Source organism: uncultured Marivirga sp. (genome assembly GCF_963974845.1).
GTDB lineage: Bacteria > Bacteroidota > Bacteroidia > Cytophagales > Cyclobacteriaceae > Marivirga > Marivirga harenae.
On the sequence record NZ_CAXBEQ010000007.1, the window covers coordinates 122016 to 143662 of the forward strand.

The following is a 21647-nucleotide window of genomic DNA, read 5'->3' on the forward strand; positions in this document are numbered from 1 at the left end:
TGATCTAGTAAAATGCCTAGGGAAAATATTTTACTTACAACGGATCGAAGATTTAAGTGTAATTCAAAATCCAGTAATCTCACACTTCACAATCGCCAGATTATCTCCATCTTTAAAATTTTCAATTTTTGATAGTAGTCTTTGGTTCAGCTCACTTTTTGATGAATTTGTAACTAGCGTTTTTCCAAAGTTTTCATTTTGTGCTTCTAAGCTTACAATAAAATAAATATCGTTACCATCCATGGCTACCGGTCTATATTGGTAGCCGATTTTTTCATCGGTTTTCAAACCGAAAACATCATTACTGATCTTATCAAAAACAGTTGATTCCCCTGTTTTAGTGTTGGTATAGAAATGAAAATTTTGCTCATTCTTCCTAACTGAAGCAAATAGTAGATTTTCTTCTAATAGAAAATTTCCTAGACCGTAGGCATATCCACTTTTGGCCATATCTTGGCTAAATTCTCTAACATCCTGATAAGAATTTTCAAACAATTCGGCCGGAATGTTATCTTGACCAAAATCAAGATATAAAGAATCTTTAACCGCATCTTCACCCAATTCATAAACGTACTGATTGTAAACCTGATAGAAACTGGATGGATTCTTGGAGAAATTTCTCGGCTCTATAAAAAGCATAAATCCTGCCTTTTGCTCATCAAAAGGAATATAGCTGGACTTTACCTTTCCTTCATTTTTATTCCAAATTTGCATTTGATAACCTGACTTTCCAGCATAGAAATTGCCACCGAAAAGGAAATAGTGCTCTCCATCTATACTAAGAAGGCTTGTCACTTGTTGTAATTTTTCATTTTGATATACAGAAAGTAACTCACCTTCCATATTATAGGTTAAAATTTTTCCTGACTGTCCATCGAGCAGCTCAATCTGCCCTTTCTTATTAATGAAAAAATTATTTAGCTTTTGATATTGATTGGACCCTTCTCCTTTAGCCGATATAATAAACTCTTTAGCTGTAAGCGTATTTTTAATGACAAGATAATCTAATCCCCAACCACAATGAAGCACTACATAATCATTATGAGTGGAAACTTTCATTAAATTATCCACCACCAAACTATCAGAAAAATAAATGACATCTTTCAACTTAAAATGATCGCTTACTTTTAAGGTTTGGGCTTTGTCTAAGTTGATTTTGATTGTTTCATCTTGTGATTTTTCTTTACTCTCATTGTTTGTACAAGAAATAAGAAATACACTAAAAATTGATAAAATAATAATACTACTCGCTAATTTCATAAAGAGATTTAATTTGGGTTGAATATAATTTTATTTCAATAATTTTTTTAATTCTTGCTCCTCCACTTCCAACAAGCCAACCTTGGGTAATCTTTTCGTCAACTCTCTCCATTTAGCGTCTTGCTTATAAATCTTTTGAAGCATTTTTACTGCCTGATCTATTTTCCCATCATTTGCCAAAGTAATGGCCGTCCAATATTGCATTTCAAGGTTTTCCGGGAACATTTCCATGGCTGCATTATACTCATTCATGGCCTCTTGCATTTTTCCTTTTTCCACAAAATAATCGCCTTGGTTCATGTGCTCATAGGCTCTATAAACTTTCACCAATCTGTTTAATTCCAGACCTGGATTTTGATGATCATCTACTCTTAAATCCAATACTCTATCATTCCAAGGTTCATTTGAAGCTTCTGCTTTTACCACCAAAAGTGCAGCAGATTGCTTTCCTCTGATATCTCCGCCCTGAGCTTGTGCGGCATCCAATACTTTGACCATACGCTCTGCCAAAGCCAAATCACTGTGTTTTTTCCAAGCTACTTCCATGGCAGGAACCACGGTTTCGTTCAGCATCATATTGGCTTGTACTGAAAAGTTATCGCCATTGGCATGACCTGCTTCGTCTATACATTTCGCTCCTGTATGTGTGGCTACTCTTCCTTTGACATCTAAAATTGCGACTTGTCTGAAAGCTTTTCCATCGTCATTGTTCAACAAACTGTCCATTGCTTCTTGAGGACTTAATCCTGCTTTGAGCATGGCCAAGCCTCTTAAGCCAAATGATTTATTGGTGAAAGATTGTGTGGCCACAACCCCCACACCGGCTTCTCCCCAGGAAACAGCTGTTCCAACGCTGAACCAATGGCTCTGTACGGCTACGGCCATTTCACCAGTTTTGGCGTCTCTTGCTACAATAGAATAGGTATGGGCAAGAGGATCGTTTGGTCTATTAAGTTGAGCTAATGAATTGAAACTGAAAAAAGCAGAACTGCATCCTTAATAATGCGATAGCAACCAAAGTCACTTGTTTTTCAAAGCAGAACGCTTTTAATTGATTTAGACACTTACATTAAATGGACACCAGCTTTGGAACTGGCGCCATATTTTCTTTAATACTTTAGCTGATACTATTCTATTCTTTTGAAAACAAAGCTTGTCTCATAATTCGTGTCAAAGTTCCTAACTAACCTTAATTCATCATCAAAAACTCGAACTGAAGAAATGATAAAAATAGATCCATAATCGTATTGAATACTACTTTCAGGATTTATTAAATCAATAAAAGAAAAATCAATAGTACCCAACTCTCCTTCTTTAGCTGCAAACGACCATTTACCCTTGTAGTAATAATTCTCCTCAGAGTCTGAATCTACGATCTGATAATCTTTTTTGAAGTAACGCAGATAATCTCCATTTTCCGAAAATTCAAAAAAATAATCAACCCAATCAATTGGAATCTGCTGATCATTGTGATCAAATGCTTTGTCAAATTTCCATATACCAATAATAGATGACGTACCTCCCCATTCTCTCACATCAACACGTATTTCTTTTTTTTGACTTACACCCTGACTGCTGTAAACTGCTATATCAAAACTAAAAGACCCCATCCTAACTACCTCATCAAAAACACCAAAAAATCTACTGCTGCCTTGATCATTTACAGCTAGGTCGAAATGATTATCTACTTTATTTCCATCTAAATCTTTAAATTGAATATAATATCCATTAATGGACTCAATTGAAGACACATCTCCTCTAAAGCCAGTATTTAAAAAACCACCTATAAAGCTAGTACTTGAAAAATCGGGTTTATGTGCAGATCCAATAACGGTAAAATTGAAATCCTTAGTCGCATTAGGAATATTTCCTTCATTTACTTCAGCGTTTTTAATAAATACTCCGGATTTAATAACATCTAGACTGATAGGGTTTTCGGTTACAACTTGATTATTGACTGGTTCTTTCTCTATCTTCTCCTCTTTGCAAGAAAGCAGGATAGCAAGACAAAAACAAACCGACAGGGTATATAAAGTGAACTTAACTCTCATTTCTTTTTATTTAGGTTATAAGCTTTTTACAATATAAGTAAATCAAGTTTCATGCCAAAGACAATAATGATCATCTGCAACGAGCGGTTTATTGCGACATTATCAAGGTTTAATTATAAAAGTGAAAAATTGATCTAGTAAAATGCCTAGGGAAAATATTTTACTTACAACGGATCGAAGATTTAAGTGTAATTCAAAATCCAGTAATCTCACACTTCACAATCGCCAGATTATCTCCATCTTTAAAATTTTCAATTTTTGATAGTAGTCTTTGGTTCAGCTCACTTTTTGATGAATTTGTAACTAGCGTTTTTCCAAAGTTTTCATTTTGTGCTTCTAAGCTTACAATAAAATAAATATCGTTACCATCCATGGCTACCGGTCTATATTGGTAGCCGATTTTTTCATCGGTTTTCAAACCGAAAACATCATTACTGATCTTATCAAAAACAGTTGATTCCCCTGTTTTAGTGTTGGTATAGAAATGAAAATTTTGCTCATTCTTCCTAACTGAAGCAAATAGTAGATTTTCTTCTAATAGAAAATTTCCTAGACCGTAGGCATATCCACTTTTGGCCATATCTTGGCTAAATTCTCTAACATCCTGATAAGAATTTTCAAACAATTCGGCCGGAATGTTATCTTGACCAAAATCAAGATATAAAGAATCTTTAACCGCATCTTCACCCAATTCATAAACGTACTGATTGTAAACCTGATAGAAACTGGATGGATTCTTGGAGAAATTTCTCGGCTCTATAAAAAGCATAAATCCTGCCTTTTGCTCATCAAAAGGAATATAGCTGGACTTTACCTTTCCTTCATTTTTATTCCAAATTTGCATTTGATAACCTGACTTTCCAGCATAGAAATTCCCCCCGTAAATGAAATAATCCTCACCATTTAGGCTTAAGAAACTGCCGGCATTTTGCAGTTTTTCATTTTGATATACTGACAGCAATTCACCTTTTAAATTATAGGTTAAGATTTTTCCTGCTTGTCCGTCTAGTAACTCAATCTGCCCTTTATGATTAATGAAGAAATCACTTAGCTTTTGATATTGATTGGGACCTTCCCCTTTTGCTGATATCGCTACCTCCGCTCCCGTTTTCATGTCCTTTATGAGGAGGTAATCTAATCCCCAACCACAATGAAGCACTACATACTCATTATGAGTGGAAACTTTCATTAAATTATCCACCACCAAACTGTCAGAAAAATAAATGACATCTTTCAGTTCAAAATGATCGCTTGTTTTTAAGGTTTGGGCTTGGTCTAAGTCGATTGTGATTGTTTCCTCTTGTGATTTTTCTTTACTCTCATTGTTTGTACAAGAAATAAGAAATACACTAAAAATTGATAAAGATAAAACGCTACTCGTTAATTTCATAAAGGGTTTTTAATCTGGGTTGAATATAATTTTATTTCAATAATTTCTTTAATTCTTGATCCTCCACTTCCAACAAGCCAACCTTGGGTAATCTTTTCGTCAATTCTCGCCAATTAGCGTCTTGCTTATAAATCTTTTGAAGCATTTTTACTGCCTGATCTGTTTTGCCGTCATTTGCTAAGGTTATAGCCGTCCAATATTGCATTTCAAGGTTTTCAGGGAACATTTCCATGGCCGAATTATATTGGTTCATTGCTTCTTGCATTTTACCCTTTTCCACAAAATAATCGCCTTGGTTCATGTGCTCATAGGCTCTATAAACTTTCACCAATCTGTTTAATTCCAGACCTGGATTTTGATGATCATCTACTCTTAAATCCAATACTCTATCATTCCAAGGTTCATTTGAAGCTTCTGCTTTTACCACCAAAAGTGCAGCAGATTGCTTTCCTCTGATATCTCCGCCCTGAGCTTGTGCGGCATCCAATACTTTGACCATACGCTCTGCCAAAGCCAAATCACTGTGTTTTTTCCAAGCTACTTCCATGGCAGGAACCACGGTTTCGTTCAGCATCATATTGGCTTGTACTGAAAAGTTATCGCCATTGGCATGACCTGCTTCGTCTATACATTTCGCTCCTGTATGTGTGGCTACTCTTCCTTTGACATCTAAAATTGCGACTTGTCTGAAAGCTTTTCCATCGTCATTGTTCAACAAACTGTCCATTGCTTCTTGAGGACTTAATCCTGCTTTGAGCATGGCCAAGCCTCTTAAGCCAAATGATTTATTGGTGAAAGATTGTGTGGCCACAACCCCCACACCGGCTTCTCCCCAGGAAACAGCTGTTCCAACGCTGAACCAATGGCTCTGTACGGCTACGGCCATTTCACCAGTTTTGGCGTCTCTTGCTACAATAGAATAGGTATGGGCAAGAGGATCGTTTGGTCTATTAAGTTGAGCTAATGAATTGAAACTGAAAAATGCAGCGCAAAGAATTATGAATAGTGGTCTCATGAGTTTTTATTTTTGATTGGATAGAAATTCTTTTATGAATCGATTATAATCTTCAGGATTATCATTTAAAGTTGAATGACCAGATGCTGGCACGACTTCAAATCTTGAATTGGGCACTAAACTGCTAAAATAATCAATCGTTTCAGGTCTAGCTTCATCGAACTCTCCCGTTAAAAACAATACCGGCACCTCAATTTCGGACAAGCTGGCTGTTCTATCAAAGTCTTTTAAAGTTCCTGTGCATCTAAATTCACTTGGGCCCCACATATAATTATAAATCACACTATTACCAGACACCTCAACCGTATCCATTGGATGAGATTTCTTTGATGTTCTCAATCCAAATTGACTCCAATAATAGGAATTTGCCTTATCATATGCAGGAGTATTATACTCCCCAGTTCTATTTGCTTCCTGCACTATTTTTTGTAAACTATCAGGTAATTGAGTGACTAATGTATCAGCATCCGCTTCCCAACGCGGAGTTGAAATCAAAGGACTAGTGAGAATCAAACCTTCGATCCCTTCTGGGTGATGCATATAATATTCCACCGCCAAGGCGCCACCCCATGATTGCCCTAGCAAATAAAAACCTTCTAGCTTTAAATGATCTACAACCGCCTTCACTTGATTGACAAAATGATCAACCGTCATGAGCGTGGTATCATTATGATAATCTGACCTACCACTGCCTAACTGATCAAATAGAATTACTTTTCTATCTTCATTTTGAGGACTTAGTTTATAAAAATAACGATGCGTCCCTCCTGGTCCTCCGTGTAAAGTTAAAATCGGAATACCGTCTCCATCCCCCATTACTTTATACCATAACTCACCTCCTTCTACTTGAATTTTACCTTCGTGAGCAGAAAGTTGATCCTTCGATTCTTTAGTTTGACAACTAATCAATAAGAAAAGTGACAGCGCAGCTAAATAGATTTTCATGAAATAGTGATTTAATTAAATTTCAAATTAATAAATAAATCTTGAAAGTATTTCACTTTTCAAGTTAAGACATAAAAAAACGCATGAAGCAGAGCTCCATGCGTTTTCAATTTCAATTAATTTATCTAGAATTATTTCACAATGAAATTCGCACTTACAGCTTCTTTTGCTGTGTTCGCTTTCAAGATATACATTCCTTTTTCTAAAGTAGAAACATCAATGCTAGTGACATCTTTTCCAGTATTGATTGATTTTACAAGAGCACCATTACTACTGTAAATCTTTATACCTTTTGAAGAATCAATATTTCTGATATTTACATTTAGCTGACCTTGTACCGGATTTGGATACAAGCTAAAGTTTGCAATATTATCTTCTTTACCTAATAGCTCAGAATCGAAATCAGTCATGGCGTAATTCGATGGACTATTGGTTATATTCACGGTATAGTCTTCTACTTCACCATAATTAAAGGTTTCACAAGGAGTTCCCTGAGCATTGTATTTCATTGTAACTCTCATTCTAGTATTTCCTGTCAAAGCAGTAGATGGAATATTCAATGTAGCACTCAATAAGTTACTACTACTTGAAGAACCATTAACTAATCTTTCACCAGTACTGAAAGTACCATCCTGGTTTAAGTCAATCCAAACACTCCAGTATTCAGTATAACTACTACCACTAAATCCGGCTTGAACATTCATAGAAGTAGATGTACCACGCTGAACATTTGCAACTTGGTTAGTGAAATCAGCATAACCGCCATTGTCACCACTGGTATTATCAATTGATCCTAGCACAATTCTTTGAATCCATTCATAGCTTGAATCATCTCCACTTGAGTTACAATATGTTATTACAACTGGAGCATCTGTCGTGAATAGATCAGAAGAAGAATAGTTAGAATTACTGCTTGAGCAATTACTTCTTACTTGCCATTCATATTCCGTATCTGCTGAAAGCCCACTTACACTTCTTGAATTAGAAGAAGCAGATAATGTAGACCATGTGCTAGTTCCGTTTTCTCTGATTCTAACAGTATAGTTATTGGCAGCACTTTCAGAAGACCAGCTCAATGTAGCTGTATTTTCTCCAATGCTTGATACACTTAAGCTTGAAGGGACAGTACATACTTCAGGAGTACCTGTAGTAATATTTACCGTATAATCTTCTACCTCACCATAAGAGAAAGATTCACAAGAAGTAGGTACCCCATTATATTTCATAGAAACTCTCATCGTTGTGTTTCCAGATTGGGCACTGGTAGGTACCGTAAAGCTTCCACTAACTGGTGTGTTTTGCGTTGCAGACTGCGTCCAAACTTGCTCTCCTGCATCTGTAAAATCGCCATCCTGGTTATAATCAATCCAAACACTATAGCCTTCACTGTAAACTGTTCCAGTCCATTCTGGAGTTACTGTGATTGTATTAGCATCTCCTTTACCTAAATCAGTAGACTGAGAAGTGAAATCTGCATACCCAGAACCAGCAGCTCCAGAAGAATTATCTACACTCGCAAGCTGAACTCTTCCAATATACTCATCAGAAACATTGTTTCCGTTTGAATCACAATATACTAACTGTACCTCTGTAGTTGTAAAGCTTACACTTGAAGAATAAGTAGAGTTACTTCCGTCAGAACACTTGCTTCTTACTTGTGCTTCATATTGCGTAGTAGAACTTAATCCAGATAGAGTAATAGAACTAGATGAAGTACTTTCAGTTGTCCAAGAAGAAGTTCCTGAAACTCTGTATCGCACATCATAGGTAGTACCTGTTACCGCATCCCAGCTTAAATCAACACTATTTGAACCTACGTTCGAAGGTGATAAGCTAGTTGGAGTAGTGGCATCACAAACAACTGGCGTCCCAGAAAGACCAGTTACTACTAATGAGAAATCTTGACTTCCACTTGCCAAAGATCCTTTGTGAGTTACTGTAATTGTATAAGAACCACTTGCATTATTGATATCAACTCTCTCGTATGGATCAACATTATTATCTCCTTTTGAATTGCTATTCACACCAGTTAATCTGTAAGGTGAATATGTAGTAGAATTTTTAGTAACTCTAATATCTAAATCATTCACTAATACTGGAGTGCTAAGGTTTGTAGTTCCTGTATTTGCAGTACCGCCTTGGTCAGTCCAAGAAATTGAAGCCAATAAAGGACTCGTTCCATCAGATTCAACCGTAACAGAATATGATTGACCATTATTCAAGGTTAATTCTTCTACTTTCGATATATCACCAGCACCGGTCATAGTTTCAGCTGCTCTTTTGGCATTCATTAGACCCCATCCCCAAACAGCATCCGGACCTGTGATTCCTGCATCATCAGCAGTATGTAAAACAACACCTTTAATTGTGGCTGCTCTCGCATAATTTCCAAATACATTGTTTGCATGTTCTTGCAAAACTAAAATTGAACCTGCAACATTAGGAGATGCCATTGATGTTCCTGTAATAGAGTTGTAAGCGGTATTACTGCTTTCATAAGTCGAGTAAACACCAGTTCCATTACCCGTAATATCAGGCTTGATTCTATAATCATCAGTTGGTCCTTCACTTGAAGAACTATTGATACTAACTCCAATTAAATTACCATTACTGTCGATGTTGGCATCTTGTGCATTGGCAACAACCAAGTTATTTTTCGAAGTAGCATGTCCAGATAATTTGTCAAATGAGCTATTGCCACCTAATGGACTACCGTTTGAAGAGTTATCGTTTCCATCATTACCGCCTGCAACTACCATCATATAATAAGGAGAATTGTACATCAGATTGTCCCAATCTCTAGACTCAGCTATGTATGCACCAAAATACCAATCGGGTAATTGACTGGCTCTATATCCGTACGAGTGGTTGGAGACAAGCATTCCGTTAGAAGCTGCATTTGTAGCTTCCGAAAGATCACTATTCCAATCATAACCTATTGCATTTGCTTGTGGCGCCATTCCTTTTGCATTTGCTTGAACGCCAGATGCGATAATAGTACCTGTTACGTGCGCAGCATGAAAGTTCAATGTGCTAGATCCGTCACCTACTGAGAAACGATTAGAACCGCCAGGCCCATCGTATTCTTGGTGAGAAGCACGTGCTAAACCACCATCCCAAACGTGAGCAGTCATATTATCTCCATTTAGGTTTAAACCTAATCCGCCTCCTGAATTCAGGAAATTTGTTCTAGTGGATCGGGCTGCATCAGTATTATAAGTAATATAATAAATCGGCTCTCCTGTTGCAGTTACTTTTTGTAGTTCTGCATATCGACCATCGTCAAGATACATCTTTACTTCCCAGCCTTTTTGTTCAGCCATCGCGATAGCTTCTTCTTTTTCTTTTTGGGCTTTGGCTGAAAAATTTTGTTCGAGCTCCGTCAATACTTGTTTATTATATTGATTCGTGATTTTTGCTCTTTGTTGACTTGTCTGACCCATAGCAGTGCTCCCAATAAGGAAACATGCCAAAGCTATGAGGTTTAGTTTTGTAAAAATTGAATTCATTGTATTTAGGTTTAGTGAAAAATATGTCGAGTATTGGTTCGACTTTAAAAAAAATTATAATTATTCTAACACTTACTGTTCAACCAGCCATGTCATCTAAAGTGATAATCTTCTAAAAACATAATTTTAGGGTTAGACATACCATTTGAAATACATGTAAGTACATTGAATTTAAATGATATTTTTTGAGAAAGGTAAAGGACGTTTTTAAATAGCTCTTCAATATTATCCTTAAACATCTTAAAGTAGGTTTTGGTCAATTATGCGGTTAATTATCTTCATTTAACCACAATTATAAGAATTTTATTCTGAAAAAATAAATATAAAACAAATAAATATTTTGAAATGGAAACTGAAAACCCATGCACTTTTTATAAAATAAAGCTTAAAATCAACCTAAATGGAAATTCTACTAGATGTAATAAATTTATTTTATTTAAATATTTAATCAAGTTATTTTAACGGAAAAGTTATATTATAAGACAGAAAACTCAAGTAAACTAAACCATTATAAATTTGCACATTTCTAATATATTGTACTTCACACCTATTTAAACTGGCTATCCACGGTTACATATGATATAAAATGATTATTTTCCATTGTTCAAATAAATCTTACGCAACCTATGAAATTTCTCCTCCTATTAATTTTCAGCATATTCTTAATCTCTAATGAGGCTTTTAGCCAATATTATCCTGACCGAGAATGGGAAAGAAAATCTGCTAGTTCAATGAACATGAGCCAGCAATTACTAGATAGCGCTGTCAACATAGCAAGTCAAAATGAAAATTCTGTAGATAGGGATTTGCGAATTGCCATAATTGAAGCTTTTTCCAGAGAGCCTTATTTTGAAATCCTGGGCAAAACCAAAGAACGAGCTGGAACTGCCGGTTTAATTGTAAAAGAAGGGTATATTGTTGGGGAATGGGGAGACATAAACCGTGTTGATATGACATTTAGCGTTGCAAAGAGTTATTTATCTACTGTAGCTGGTTTGGCTTTGGATAAAAAACTGATTGACAATATTGAAGATAAAGTACATGAGTATGTATGGGATGGAACTTTCCAAGGGGACCACAATCAAAAAATCTCTTGGGACCACTTGCTGACTCAATCTTCTGATTGGTCAGGGCAACAATTTGGGCTTTATGACTGGGCAGACCGACCTCCTAAGACTGGTAATATCGATGACTGGAGAGCAAGAACTTTACATGAGCCTGGTACTCATTACAAATACAATGACGTTAGAGTAAATGTACTCGCATATGCACTCTTACAAGTCTGGAGAGAACCGCTCCCACACATTTTGAAAGAGCATATAATGGACCCCATTGGAGCCTCTTCAAGCTGGAGATGGTTAGGTTATCCTAATTCTTTTGTAAATGTTGATGGATTAAAAGTTCAGTCTGTTAGTGGTGGTGGACATTTCGGTGGCGGTATATTCATTAACACTTTAGATCATGCTCGCTTCGGATTACTTTTCATGAGAAATGGAAAATGGAATGACAAGCAGTTAATTTCGGAAAGCTGGGTCAAAAGCGTCCAAATATCATCACAGGCCAAGAATGATTATGGCTATCTCTGGTGGAACAACAGCCAAGAAAGTTGGGAAGGCGTATCCAAAGATGTATACTACGCTGCTGGTTTTGGAGGAAACTATATCATAATTGATGAAGAAAATGAATTGGTAATTATCACTCGTTGGATTGATAATTCCAAAATAGGTGATGTGGTTAGACTAGTTCAAAACTCAGTCAAATGAAAAATATTCCAATCATAGCGTTGATGGTCTTGATGCTATCCAGTGTTTTCAGTGCAGTGGCTCAATCAGAATATCAGAATGGCTACATCGTGACTAATCAAAACGATACCATTTATGGCCAACTTCAGGATAGAAGTCCTGAGCCTTTTGGTAAAATATACAACAAAGTGAAAATGAAAGGCTATTGGATATTCAATAAAAAATATGGGCCTAAAGATATCGTTTTTTACCAAATTGGTGATCTATCTTATGAATCGATATGGTATGATAGCTACACTGAATTATTTACTGTATTCCATAGAAGCGTTCCTGGTCAAGGAAAGAAAGTCTTTATGCGATTGTCTGTAAATGGTCAAGTAAAATTATATTGGGATGAATATAGAGATCCAGACAGCGGATATGAATTGGAAATCCCGTTCCTTCGAAAAGCAAATTCCACTGAAATGGTTAGAGTGACACAGGGAATCTTTGGATTTAAGAAAAAGCATTTGGCCAATCTTTTTTCGGACTGCTCTGAACTTGTAGAGAAAATGAATGATGGCTATTTTGAAATACCTGAGGAGATGGCAGATTTTTATAATCAAGAATGTTATTGACTTTCAATAAAGTAGGTTGTTTTAAGCTATATTTTCAAATCAGAGAATTTCTTTTTTCCCTTTACAAAAAATTGATTAATTATTGATTTCTGTAAAATCTCAGGATGTAACTGTCCACATGAGGTATTAGCTTGGAAGTCATTTTTCATTTTGCGAAAATCCTGATGGGCTTTTAAAATTGCATTTGCATTTGCTCTTTGTCCTTTAGCCACAAATTGAATAGCTGCCAATACATCCAAACGCTTTCTACGCTTTCTAATAGCATGGAATTCTTCCTTACTGAGATTCTTATATAACAATAGCCAATTATTTCTAAAATTTAAATAGGTCTTGAAAGGACTCTCCGCTTGTAAGGTTCCTCCTCCCACATGGTAAACAGTACTTTCTCCACAATAATATATTTCATAACCAAGATTTTTGGCTCGCCAACAAAAATCAATTTCCTCCATATGAGCAAAGAATTTGTCATCAAGGCCTCCTACTTCATGAAAGGTCTGAGCTTTCACAAACAAACATGCCCCAGTAGCCCAAAATACAGGGATAGTGTCATCATATTGACCTTGATCTTTTTCCTGATGTGAAAAAATCCTTCCTCTGCAAAATGGATATCCTAAAAAATCAATAAATCCTCCTGCCGCACCGGCATATTCAAAATATTCTTTCTGATGATATGACTTAATTTTAGGCTGACATGCTACTATATTTTCATTTTGCTTCATCAAACTTATGACTGGATCAATCCAATTGGGCGTAGTTTCCACATCAGAATTTAGTAATATATAGAAATCAGATTTGATTTCTTTTAAGGCATAATTATAACCTCCAGCGTAGCCTAAGTTTTCTGAAATCTTAATTAATCTTATATCAGGATGACTTTCTTGCAGGAAATTAATTGAGTCATCTGTTGAAGCATTGTCTGCAACAATTACTTCATAGGGATGGGAATTTTGTATAACAATCGGCAGGAATTTTTCTAGATAATCCCTGCCGTTAAAATTTAATATAACAACTGCTACGCTATCAGGCATTGAACATATTACCTAAATCCATTCCCGGTATGTTTGGGAGCGCACCATCTGTAGCTTTACGCATTTCTTCTTTTGCCAACACATCCACCTCTTCCATGGCTTTATTGACTGCAGCCACAGTTAAGTCCTGGATCATTTCCTTATCATTATCATTCACCAAAGAATCATCTATTTCAATACTTACTAACTGCTTTTTTCCGTTTACCTTGGCTTTAACCATCCCAGCACCGGCTTCTCCTTCTGCTGTGATGTGGACTAAATTTTCCTGAGCTTGCTTTACCTTGCCCTGTACTTCCTTAATTTGTCCCATCATTTTCATCATGTCAAACATATCTATCTTATTAAATTAAAAACACCACTTTTATAATACTCTTCTCCATATTCATCTTTTACACGCACAGTATAGGTGTAAGTTCCCTCAGGAGCAGGGCGTGTAGGCAGAAATCCATCCCAGCCGCTTCCTAATGTGTTACTTCGGAAAATCAAAGTCCCCCATCTATTGTAAATACTAAACTCTACTTCATCAATAAACTTACCCACCACAGTTATTTCCTCATTTAAGGCATCTCCATTAGGAGAGAAAGCCGAAGGGACAAAAAAACTTGACGGGATTTTATATCTCAGTAAATTAGAATACGCTATTAGCCCACTTTCCGAATGCGCTTCTACTTGGTAAAAAGCCAATTGATCAACACTTTGTGCTACGCTCTCACTGTAGAGGGTATCATTTCCAATACTATTTTCTTCAAGTAAGTTCATATTCTCATCATATTTCACTATAACATATTCGCTTAGACGTGAACTAAATCCAGTAAATGAATTCCAAGTAAAGTTAACGTCAGATGCATCTTGATTAAAGTTCAATAGAATGTTTTGGGCTGTGGTAACTACTGGAGAAATGCCCCCACAACTATTTACATACGCCACTGAATAATAAAATTGCCTTTCTTCGAACCCAAACTCTTCATCTAAATATGAATTTCCGCTTGCCGAATCAATCCTAAAGAATTGATCATTAAGATTAAGCTTCTTATACACAATGAATCTATCAGGATCTAGGCCTTGCGGCACTTGCCAGCTTAATTCGAGTTCTGTATTTGATATTACATTGGTAGCAATTTGTTCAATCGGGACTGTTATGTTTCGTTTAATAGCTGCCACTTCTTTGGGCAGAGACCTTTGCTCCAAACCGTTTGCATCGGTTGCTATAATCTGATATTCGTAAATTTGGCCACATAACACACTCTCATCTATGAAAGGTGAATTTCCAGTATACACTACTTCTCCATTTTTTAGCACCTTCGAATTTTCAAAGCTATTGGCATTCCATTCCACAATATTTCCTTGCAAATCAGCAATAGCAGAAAGTTGGATAGTACAAACTTCATTGGAAATCAACTGCTGTCCATCGCATTGGCTTGTAGCTACAATTCTGGCACAATAAAAATTTGCATTTAAATTTATACTCTGAAAAGTATAACTCCCAGTCTGTTGACCAGAAAAAGTAGTGACATTCTGGTAATTTCCACTTTCATTTTGCTTTAGTTGTAGCTGGTAACTTTGATTTTCGTTTAACGAAAAATTGATTTCAAAACTGTTTTCTGATAAGATTTCAATACTGTTAATGTTGGCTTCGCTTTCGTTTTGATCAATTGGAACAAATGTCTTAGTAAAAATATTATTATTACAGTTATTATTTCCGCTACTATTGAAGGAGCCCGTCACTGACATGCTATATTCTTGAGTAGGATCTGAATACTGATAAGTGAATGGAAATGCGGTAATGAATAACTCCTGAGGAGAAGATCCATCTCCAAAATCTACATTATAAAAATCAAAGCTTTCCTGCTGCTGATCTAGATCTAAAATCAGATCATCATTACAACTGGTTAATGATACAAAAGGAGTATTGGGTTCTATGATTTCTATGGTTATGCTGTCATAAACTTGAGTATTTGATAATTGCCTTAGAAATAATATACTATAAGTACCTGCATCCTGATAGGTAAAGCGGAAATCCTCTGCAGTTTGAGCCGGATTTCCGAAGCACTCGTTGTTTGAACCTATATTGGATAAATCAGCATCGAAACAAATAAAAGGTGTTCCGGTCGCATTGACAGGGGTCACTTCAATTTGAGTAGATTCACAGCCCTTCAAGTAGTTTACTGTAAACAAACCGTTCTCACTACTAAAACTTCCTTGCGCCAACAATGAGATTGAATTAAAAACCAGAAAAGAAATAAATAGTAATATCCTCAAGCCAAATTATTTTTAATAAAACGAACTGCTTTTACAATATCATGATGCAAAATTCGGTCGTCCTCTATTAACGATACCTCTAGCCTAAAATTACGAATTATTTCTTCTAAATGTGAGCTTGTCTTTAACGGTCTTCTAAATTTTATTGCCTGCGATGCATTTATCAATTCAATAGCTAAAACTTGGTAGGTATTTTCCACCACTTTATAAAGCTTAGTAGCAGCATTTGCTCCCATACTCACATGATCTTCCTGACCATTTGAGGAAACTATGCTATCCACCGAGGCCGGAGTACATAACTGTTTACTTTGACTCACCAAACTTGCTGCACTATACTGTGGAATCATCAAACCAGAATTCAAACCAGGATTCATCACAAGAAAATCAGGCAGACCTCGGCTTCCTGAAATTAATTGGTATGTTCTTCTTTCGGAAATACTTCCCAGTTCAGCTAAGGCAATCGCTAAAAAGTCCAATGAAAGTGCCAACGGCTGACCATGGAAATTACCTCCTGAGATAATTTCACCTTCTTCTGGAAATATATTGGGATTATCCGTAACGCCAGCCAATTCTTTTCCTATAATTTTTCGAACATAATCAATAGCATCATAACTTGCCCCGTGTACTTGAGGAATACAGCGGAAACTGTATGGATCTTGCACATGGACTTTACTTTGATTGATGATTTCGCTACCATTGAGCAGTTCCAAAATTTTCTTGGCCACTATTTTTTGGCCATCCTGGTTCCTAATCAAGTGAATTTTGGAATCAAAGGGCTCGGGACGACCATCAAAAGCATCTAATGATAAGGCACTTATTGTATTTGCCCAATTCAAAATATCTTCAGAAGCTAAGACTGCATGAACACCAAAAGCATTCATGAACTGTGTTCCGTTTAATAAAGCTAAACCTTCCTTTGCTTTCAGATGTATGGGCTCCCACTGCATTTTTGCCATCAAAGCTTCCCCACTAATTTTTTCATTTTTGAAATGGACTTCTCCCGTACCTATAAGAGGTAATGATAAATGAGCCAAAGGAGCTAAATCTCCTGACGCACCCAAAGAACCTGATTCATAAATTACTGGAACAATATCCGCATTAAAGAACTCCACCAATCGTTGAACCGTTTCTAACTGAACTCCGCTATGACCGTAAGCCAAAGACTGGATTTTTAGCAAAAGCATGAGCTTTACAATGCGTTTATCAATCTCGGGCCCGGTGCCACAAGCATGTGACATCACCAAATTAGACTGTAATTGCTCTAAATCAGCTTTGGAGATATTTCGGCTATAAAGCGAGCCAAAGCCGGTATTTATCCCGTAAATAGGAGCTTCGGAAGACTGAATATGTTCGTCTAAAAATTTCCGACAATTAATTATTGCGTTCACGGCCTTTTCTGCCAGTTTCAGCTTTTTATTATCTGCTAAAATAATTCTTATCTCCGCTAGGGTAAGATCGTGCTCGCCAAGTACAAAAAAATCACTCATATCCTAAAAATCGTTTTAAAATGCTTTCTGCATTCATACTTTCTTGCGTCCCTTCTTTCATATTCTTGAAAGTTAAATCGCCTGTTTTCATTTCCTCGGAGCCTACCAAAATCACAAATGGAATTTGCTTATCATTCGCATACTTCATCTGCTTTTTCAACTTTATCGGCTCTGGATAAAGTTCTGCTCTTATATTGGCAGTTCTTAATCTATGCAATACTTTCAAGCAGTATTTCCAGCTTTCTTCATCAAAACTCACCATCAAGACTTCAGTGCTACTTTCCGCATTATCAGGATATAATTCTAGCTCCTCCAACACATCGTAAATCCGGTCTACACCAAAAGAAATCCCAACACCGGAAACGTCTGGTAAACCAAATGTATCCGTTAGCCCGTCATATCGTCCTCCTCCACAAATACTGCCCATCTGAACATTCTTTGGCTTCACTTCAAAGATAGCTCCTGTATAATATGAAAGTCCACGAGCCAAGGTAACATCCAATTCCAATTGAGGCACATTTGCTCCGAACGAATCAAGAATATCAAATACATCAGTCAGTTCACTAATGCCTTTCTGACCCATTTCCGATTTCTTCAAGAATCCCTTTAAGAAATTCAATTGTTCTTTATTATCTCCGCTTAAAGCAAATAATGGTGACAAAGTATCGATAGCAGATTGCTCAAAACCTCTTTCTATGAGCTCTTCTTTAACTTTCTCCTCTCCTATCTTATCTAACTTATCAATAGCCACAGCGAAATCAGTTTCTTTACCTTCTGCGCCCATTACCTCTACTATTCCTGATAAAATTTTGCGATTATTGATTTTGATAGCGTAATCCAAACTATTAGCCTTTTTAGCTTGCAAACTTTTGAAAACCTCCTGGATCATCAAAACTATTTCTGCTTCACACAGCATGGAGTTTGTGCCAATGGCATCCGCATCACATTGATAAAATTCTCTGTATCTTCCTCTTTGCGGACGATCAGCTCTCCAAACCGGTTGAATTTGATATCGCTTGAAGGGAAAAGTCAAATTATGTTGGTTCATTACCACAAATCGTGCGAATGGTACGGTAAGGTCGTATCGAAGACCCTTTTCCGAAATTTTAGGCTGGAGAGATTTTGAATCAAATCGGTCCTCTTCTTCAGTTTTAGAAAGGAAATCTCCTGAATTCAATATTTTAAAAAGCAATTGATCTCCTTCATCTCCGTATTTCCCTTGCAATACACTTAGATTTTCCATTGCAGGTGTTTCTATGGGTGCATAACCGTATTTTTGATAGACCTTTTTTATGGTATCTAAAATGAAATGTCTCTTAGCCATTTCAGCAGGTCCAAAATCACGGGTTCCTTTAGGGATAGAAGGTTTTTGTTTGCTCATTTTTTACTATTTATTTTTAGACAAATCTACAAAATTTTGCGAGAACTAGGTCGGCAAATTAGGAGGTTTAGCTGTTGATAAGTTAGATAAAAAGAGAGGGGCGTATACTTGGTATTTCTAGTCAGACTGATCAGAAGCAAGTTGAAGTAGCACCCATATCCTGCAAACTCTCGATTTCGTTTAATTCAATAATTCTCAAATAATCAACTACTTCAATACTCGTCTCTGGTGTCTAGTTTCTAGTTTCTAGATTCTAGCTTCTTATTTAAAACAAACTAAAAGTTCTCAACTGCTCAATAAAATGCATAATAACTCCGGGCCAGATTGCAATCGTAATTAGTACCCCATACAGTGCACCAAATAAGTGAGCATCATGGTTCACATTATCCCCTTGTCTTTTACCTTGATAATAAGAATAAATCACATAAATGGCTCCAAAAATAAAGCCCGGCAAACATAACAATCCATACAAACATAAATCTGTCATTGGGTTAAATAAAATACTACTAAAAACTACTGCAGAAACAGCACCCGATGCTCCCAGCGCATTATAATTCGGATTTTCTTTATGTTTTAAAAGGCTTGGAATATCCGAAACTACTATTGCAGATAGATAAAGCCCCACATATAGGAAAGTGCCATAATTAGTTAATTGATTAAAATAGTACTCCACCGCATCTCCAAAGAAATACAGCGTAAGCATATTAAAAATTAAATGCACATAATCAGCGTGTAAAAAGCCCGAAGTGATCATCCTGTAATATTGCTTTCTATACACAATTTGATAAGGATTGAACATCCAAGCATACATTCTGGATGGATTACTGAAGGCTGGAATGCTCACTATACAAGTGACGATAATGATAATTAAAGTAGTACTCATTACTGTTCTCTGTTAATAAGGTAATTGAAGAAATCTTTAATGACGAGCTTCTTCTCTGAAGGCACATCTAAGTCATCCAAATTTTTAAATGCCTTTTCAAAATACTGATTCATTTTAGTTTCTGTTAGCTGCTTGATGCTGAGTTTATCATAAATCGCCTTCACAGCGTTTACTTTTTCACTACTATCAAAATCCTTCGCTCTTAACCATTGATTAAGCTCGTTAGAATTTTCTCCGCTAGCTAATTCCTTTGCTTTGATTAATAGATAAGTCTTTTTATTGGCGATGATATCTCCACCTACTTGCTTTCCAAATTTCTCCTGATCAGCATAAACATCAAGCAAATCATCCATCAACTGAAATCCAATACCAGCATTAACTCCCATTTGATACAGCAATGCATGATCAGCTTCATTATCCATTGCAAGGATCCCTCCAAACTCAAGACTAAAACCCAACAGAACAGCAGTTTTCAAACGGATCATTTCTAAATACTCATCTTCATGCACTTGCTCCTGATCTTCAAAATTCATGTCAATTTGTTGCCCCTCGCAAACTTCAATTGCACATTGGTTGAATTTTTCCAGGACCTCTGTGAGTTTCTCATTCGGAACATATTGAATGAGTTGCTGATAAGCTTTAACCAGCATTACATCACCTGAAAGTATAGCAACAGGCTCGTTCCACTTTTTATGCACCGTATCTTGACCTCTTCTTAAGGGCGCCTTATCCATGATATCGTCATGCATTAAAGTGAAATTATGGAAGATCTCTACAGCTAAAGAAGCTGGTATAACTTTTTCAATTTCGTCTTGATAAAGCTGGTAGGCTAACAAACTTAAAAGCGGACGCATTCTCTTTCCTCCGAGAGCCATAATGTAACGAATGGGCTCATACAGTTCTTGAGGCTTGCTTCCAAAGTTCTCTCTTTCTATGGCAGAGTTTATAGAAACTATATAGTCTTTGATCGATGGATTCATCTAATAAATTAAATTTAAAGCCTAAAGATATAGGAATAATAAGGGATATAAAAAGTTAATTTTACGTACGGAAATAATTAAGAGTGCTTGGAATTATTATAGAAAAAATTGATAATTCCATTTGAAATATCAATCGAAACTTTTACACCTGCAATTGTTATTCAAAATTTTCAAACTTACCTTTGCAGTTCGAAAGAAAGTAAAGGTTTAGTCATTAGATAAAAGCATTGATATATCATACCTAATACACTTTTTAAGTGTCTTATGTACTTAACAAAAAACAATAAAAAGTTTATTGAAAAAATTAATTCGTATACGAACAACATCACTAGTATATGATCGTATTGAAAGGAAATAAGTATTTAAAATCAAATAATAAATTTTAACAATAATTAAATATTAGAATATGTCTTTAGTAGGAAAAAAAGCACCAGTATTTAAATCAGGAGCAGTTATTAATGGAGAAGAAATCGTAGAAGATTTTTCTTTAGAGCAGTACATCGGTCAAAAAGATGTGATGTTCTTCTTTTATCCTAAAGATTTCACTTTCGTATGCCCAACAGAGATATTGGCGTTCCAAGAGAAATTAGCTGAGTTCGAAAAAAGAGGTGTGGCGGTAATCGGTGCATCTACTGATACTGAAGAAACCCACTTAGCTTGGTTATTGACTCCACAAGAAAACGGTGGAATCGAAGGTGTTACTTATCCATTAGTTGCAGATGCTTCTAAAACTATTGCCAATAATTTTGGCGTTTTAGCTGGTGACTGGAACTATAATGAAGAAGGTGATTTAATCTTCGAAGGAACTCCTGTAGCTTATAGAGGAACTTTCTTGATTGATAAAGAAGGAATTGTTCGTCATGAAACTATCAATGACCTTCCATTAGGTAGAAATATCGATGAGATGTTAAGAGTTGTTGATGCATGGCAACATGTTGAGAAGTTTGGAGAGGTTTGTCCTGCAAACTGGGAAGAAGGAAAAGAAGCGATGGAAGAATCAAGAGAAAGCGTTTCTTCTTACTTAGCTAAAAACAAGAAATAGTTTTTGTATAATTAAAGTCAAAATCCTGCTCGGGCAACTGAGCAGGATTTTTTTTATT

The 21647-nt window shown here is 36.1% G+C and carries 17 protein-coding genes; 3 read left to right on the forward strand and 14 right to left on the reverse strand.

Annotated elements, in window-relative coordinates; all coding sequences use genetic code 11:
• Window positions 1-63: 63 nt before the first annotated feature.
• From AAC601_RS15380 to AAC601_RS15410, 7 genes are all read right to left on the reverse strand, one after another.
• Window positions 64-1260 (reverse strand): hypothetical protein, encoded by a 1197-nt coding sequence (locus tag AAC601_RS15380; RefSeq protein WP_340153737.1) that lies wholly within the window; start codon window positions 1258-1260, stop codon window positions 64-66.
• 30 nt (window positions 1261-1290) lie between these two features.
• Window positions 1291-2175, reverse strand: a complete 885-nt coding sequence (locus AAC601_RS15385; protein WP_340153817.1) for a DUF1028 domain-containing protein — start codon at window positions 2173-2175, stop codon at window positions 1291-1293.
• A gap of 212 nt (window positions 2176-2387) precedes the next feature.
• Window positions 2388-3311: a hypothetical protein gene (locus tag AAC601_RS15390; protein WP_340153738.1), complete on the reverse strand. Its 924-nt coding sequence runs from the start codon at window positions 3309-3311 to the stop codon at window positions 2388-2390.
• Between the two features lie 193 nt (window positions 3312-3504).
• On the reverse strand, window positions 3505-4701 hold the full coding sequence (locus tag AAC601_RS15395) for a 6-bladed beta-propeller (RefSeq protein WP_340153739.1): 1197 nt from the start codon (window positions 4699-4701) through the stop codon (window positions 3505-3507).
• Window positions 4702-4732: 31 nt separating this feature from the next.
• Window positions 4733-5716, reverse strand: coding sequence for a DUF1028 domain-containing protein (locus AAC601_RS15400; protein WP_340153740.1), 984 nt, complete (start codon window positions 5714-5716; stop codon window positions 4733-4735).
• 6 nt (window positions 5717-5722) lie between these two features.
• A complete protein-coding gene (locus tag AAC601_RS15405) occupies window positions 5723-6661 on the reverse strand; it encodes a proline iminopeptidase-family hydrolase (RefSeq protein WP_340153741.1) in 939 nt (312 codons plus the stop codon).
• 131 nt (window positions 6662-6792) lie between these two features.
• Window positions 6793-10170: a GEVED domain-containing protein gene (locus tag AAC601_RS15410; protein ID WP_340153742.1), complete on the reverse strand. Its 3378-nt coding sequence runs from the start codon at window positions 10168-10170 to the stop codon at window positions 6793-6795.
• Window positions 10171-10796: 626 nt separating this feature from the next.
• Between AAC601_RS15410 and AAC601_RS15415 the strand changes: the two genes are divergently transcribed.
• Together AAC601_RS15415 and AAC601_RS15420 are read left to right on the forward strand one after the other, a co-directional pair.
• Entirely contained in the window at window positions 10797-11933 is a 1137-nt protein-coding gene (locus AAC601_RS15415; protein WP_340153743.1) for a serine hydrolase, read from the forward strand.
• The gene (locus AAC601_RS15420) at window positions 11930-12529 is read left to right on the forward strand and encodes a hypothetical protein (protein WP_340153744.1); all 600 of its coding nucleotides are present in this window, start codon (window positions 11930-11932) and stop codon (window positions 12527-12529) included. Before AAC601_RS15415 ends, AAC601_RS15420 begins: the two co-directional genes overlap by 4 nt.
• Window positions 12530-12555: 26 nt before the next feature.
• On the opposite strand, the gene AAC601_RS15425 is transcribed toward AAC601_RS15420, so the two are convergent.
• The 7 genes from AAC601_RS15425 to AAC601_RS15455 all read right to left on the reverse strand — a co-directional run bounded on the left by AAC601_RS15425 (window position 12556) and on the right by AAC601_RS15455 (window position 20547).
• Window positions 12556-13557, reverse strand: a complete 1002-nt coding sequence (locus tag AAC601_RS15425; protein WP_340153745.1) for a glycosyltransferase family 2 protein — start codon at window positions 13555-13557, stop codon at window positions 12556-12558.
• Window positions 13550-13888: a YbaB/EbfC family nucleoid-associated protein gene (locus tag AAC601_RS15430; protein WP_303270464.1), complete on the reverse strand. Its 339-nt coding sequence runs from the start codon at window positions 13886-13888 to the stop codon at window positions 13550-13552. Before AAC601_RS15430 ends, AAC601_RS15425 begins: the two co-directional genes overlap by 8 nt.
• 2 nt (window positions 13889-13890) lie before the next feature.
• Window positions 13891-15816 carry a gliding motility-associated C-terminal domain-containing protein gene (locus AAC601_RS15435; protein ID WP_340153746.1) on the reverse strand — a complete coding sequence of 642 codons (1926 nt, stop codon included), beginning with the start codon at window positions 15814-15816 and terminating at the stop codon, window positions 13891-13893.
• Window positions 15813-17303, reverse strand: a complete 1491-nt coding sequence (gene hutH / locus AAC601_RS15440; protein ID WP_340153747.1) for a histidine ammonia-lyase — start codon at window positions 17301-17303, stop codon at window positions 15813-15815. The genes AAC601_RS15435 and hutH overlap by 4 nt, the downstream gene beginning before the upstream one ends.
• The gene (hisS, locus tag AAC601_RS15445; protein ID WP_340153748.1) at window positions 17296-18684 is read right to left on the reverse strand and encodes a histidine--tRNA ligase; all 1389 of its coding nucleotides are present in this window, start codon (window positions 18682-18684) and stop codon (window positions 17296-17298) included. Before hisS ends, hutH begins: the two co-directional genes overlap by 8 nt.
• A gap of 265 nt (window positions 18685-18949) precedes the next feature.
• Complete coding sequence (locus AAC601_RS15450; protein ID WP_340153749.1) at window positions 18950-19567, reverse strand: rhomboid family intramembrane serine protease; 618 nt, start codon at window positions 19565-19567, stop codon at window positions 18950-18952.
• Window positions 19567-20547 carry a polyprenyl synthetase family protein gene (locus AAC601_RS15455; protein ID WP_340153750.1) on the reverse strand — a complete coding sequence of 327 codons (981 nt, stop codon included), beginning with the start codon at window positions 20545-20547 and terminating at the stop codon, window positions 19567-19569. The genes AAC601_RS15450 and AAC601_RS15455 overlap by 1 nt, the downstream gene beginning before the upstream one ends.
• A 406-nt stretch (window positions 20548-20953) precedes the next feature.
• On the opposite strand from AAC601_RS15455, the gene AAC601_RS15460 reads away from it, so the two are divergent.
• Complete coding sequence (locus tag AAC601_RS15460; RefSeq protein WP_340153751.1) at window positions 20954-21589, forward strand: peroxiredoxin; 636 nt, start codon at window positions 20954-20956, stop codon at window positions 21587-21589.
• Window positions 21590-21647: the final 58 nt, after the last annotated feature.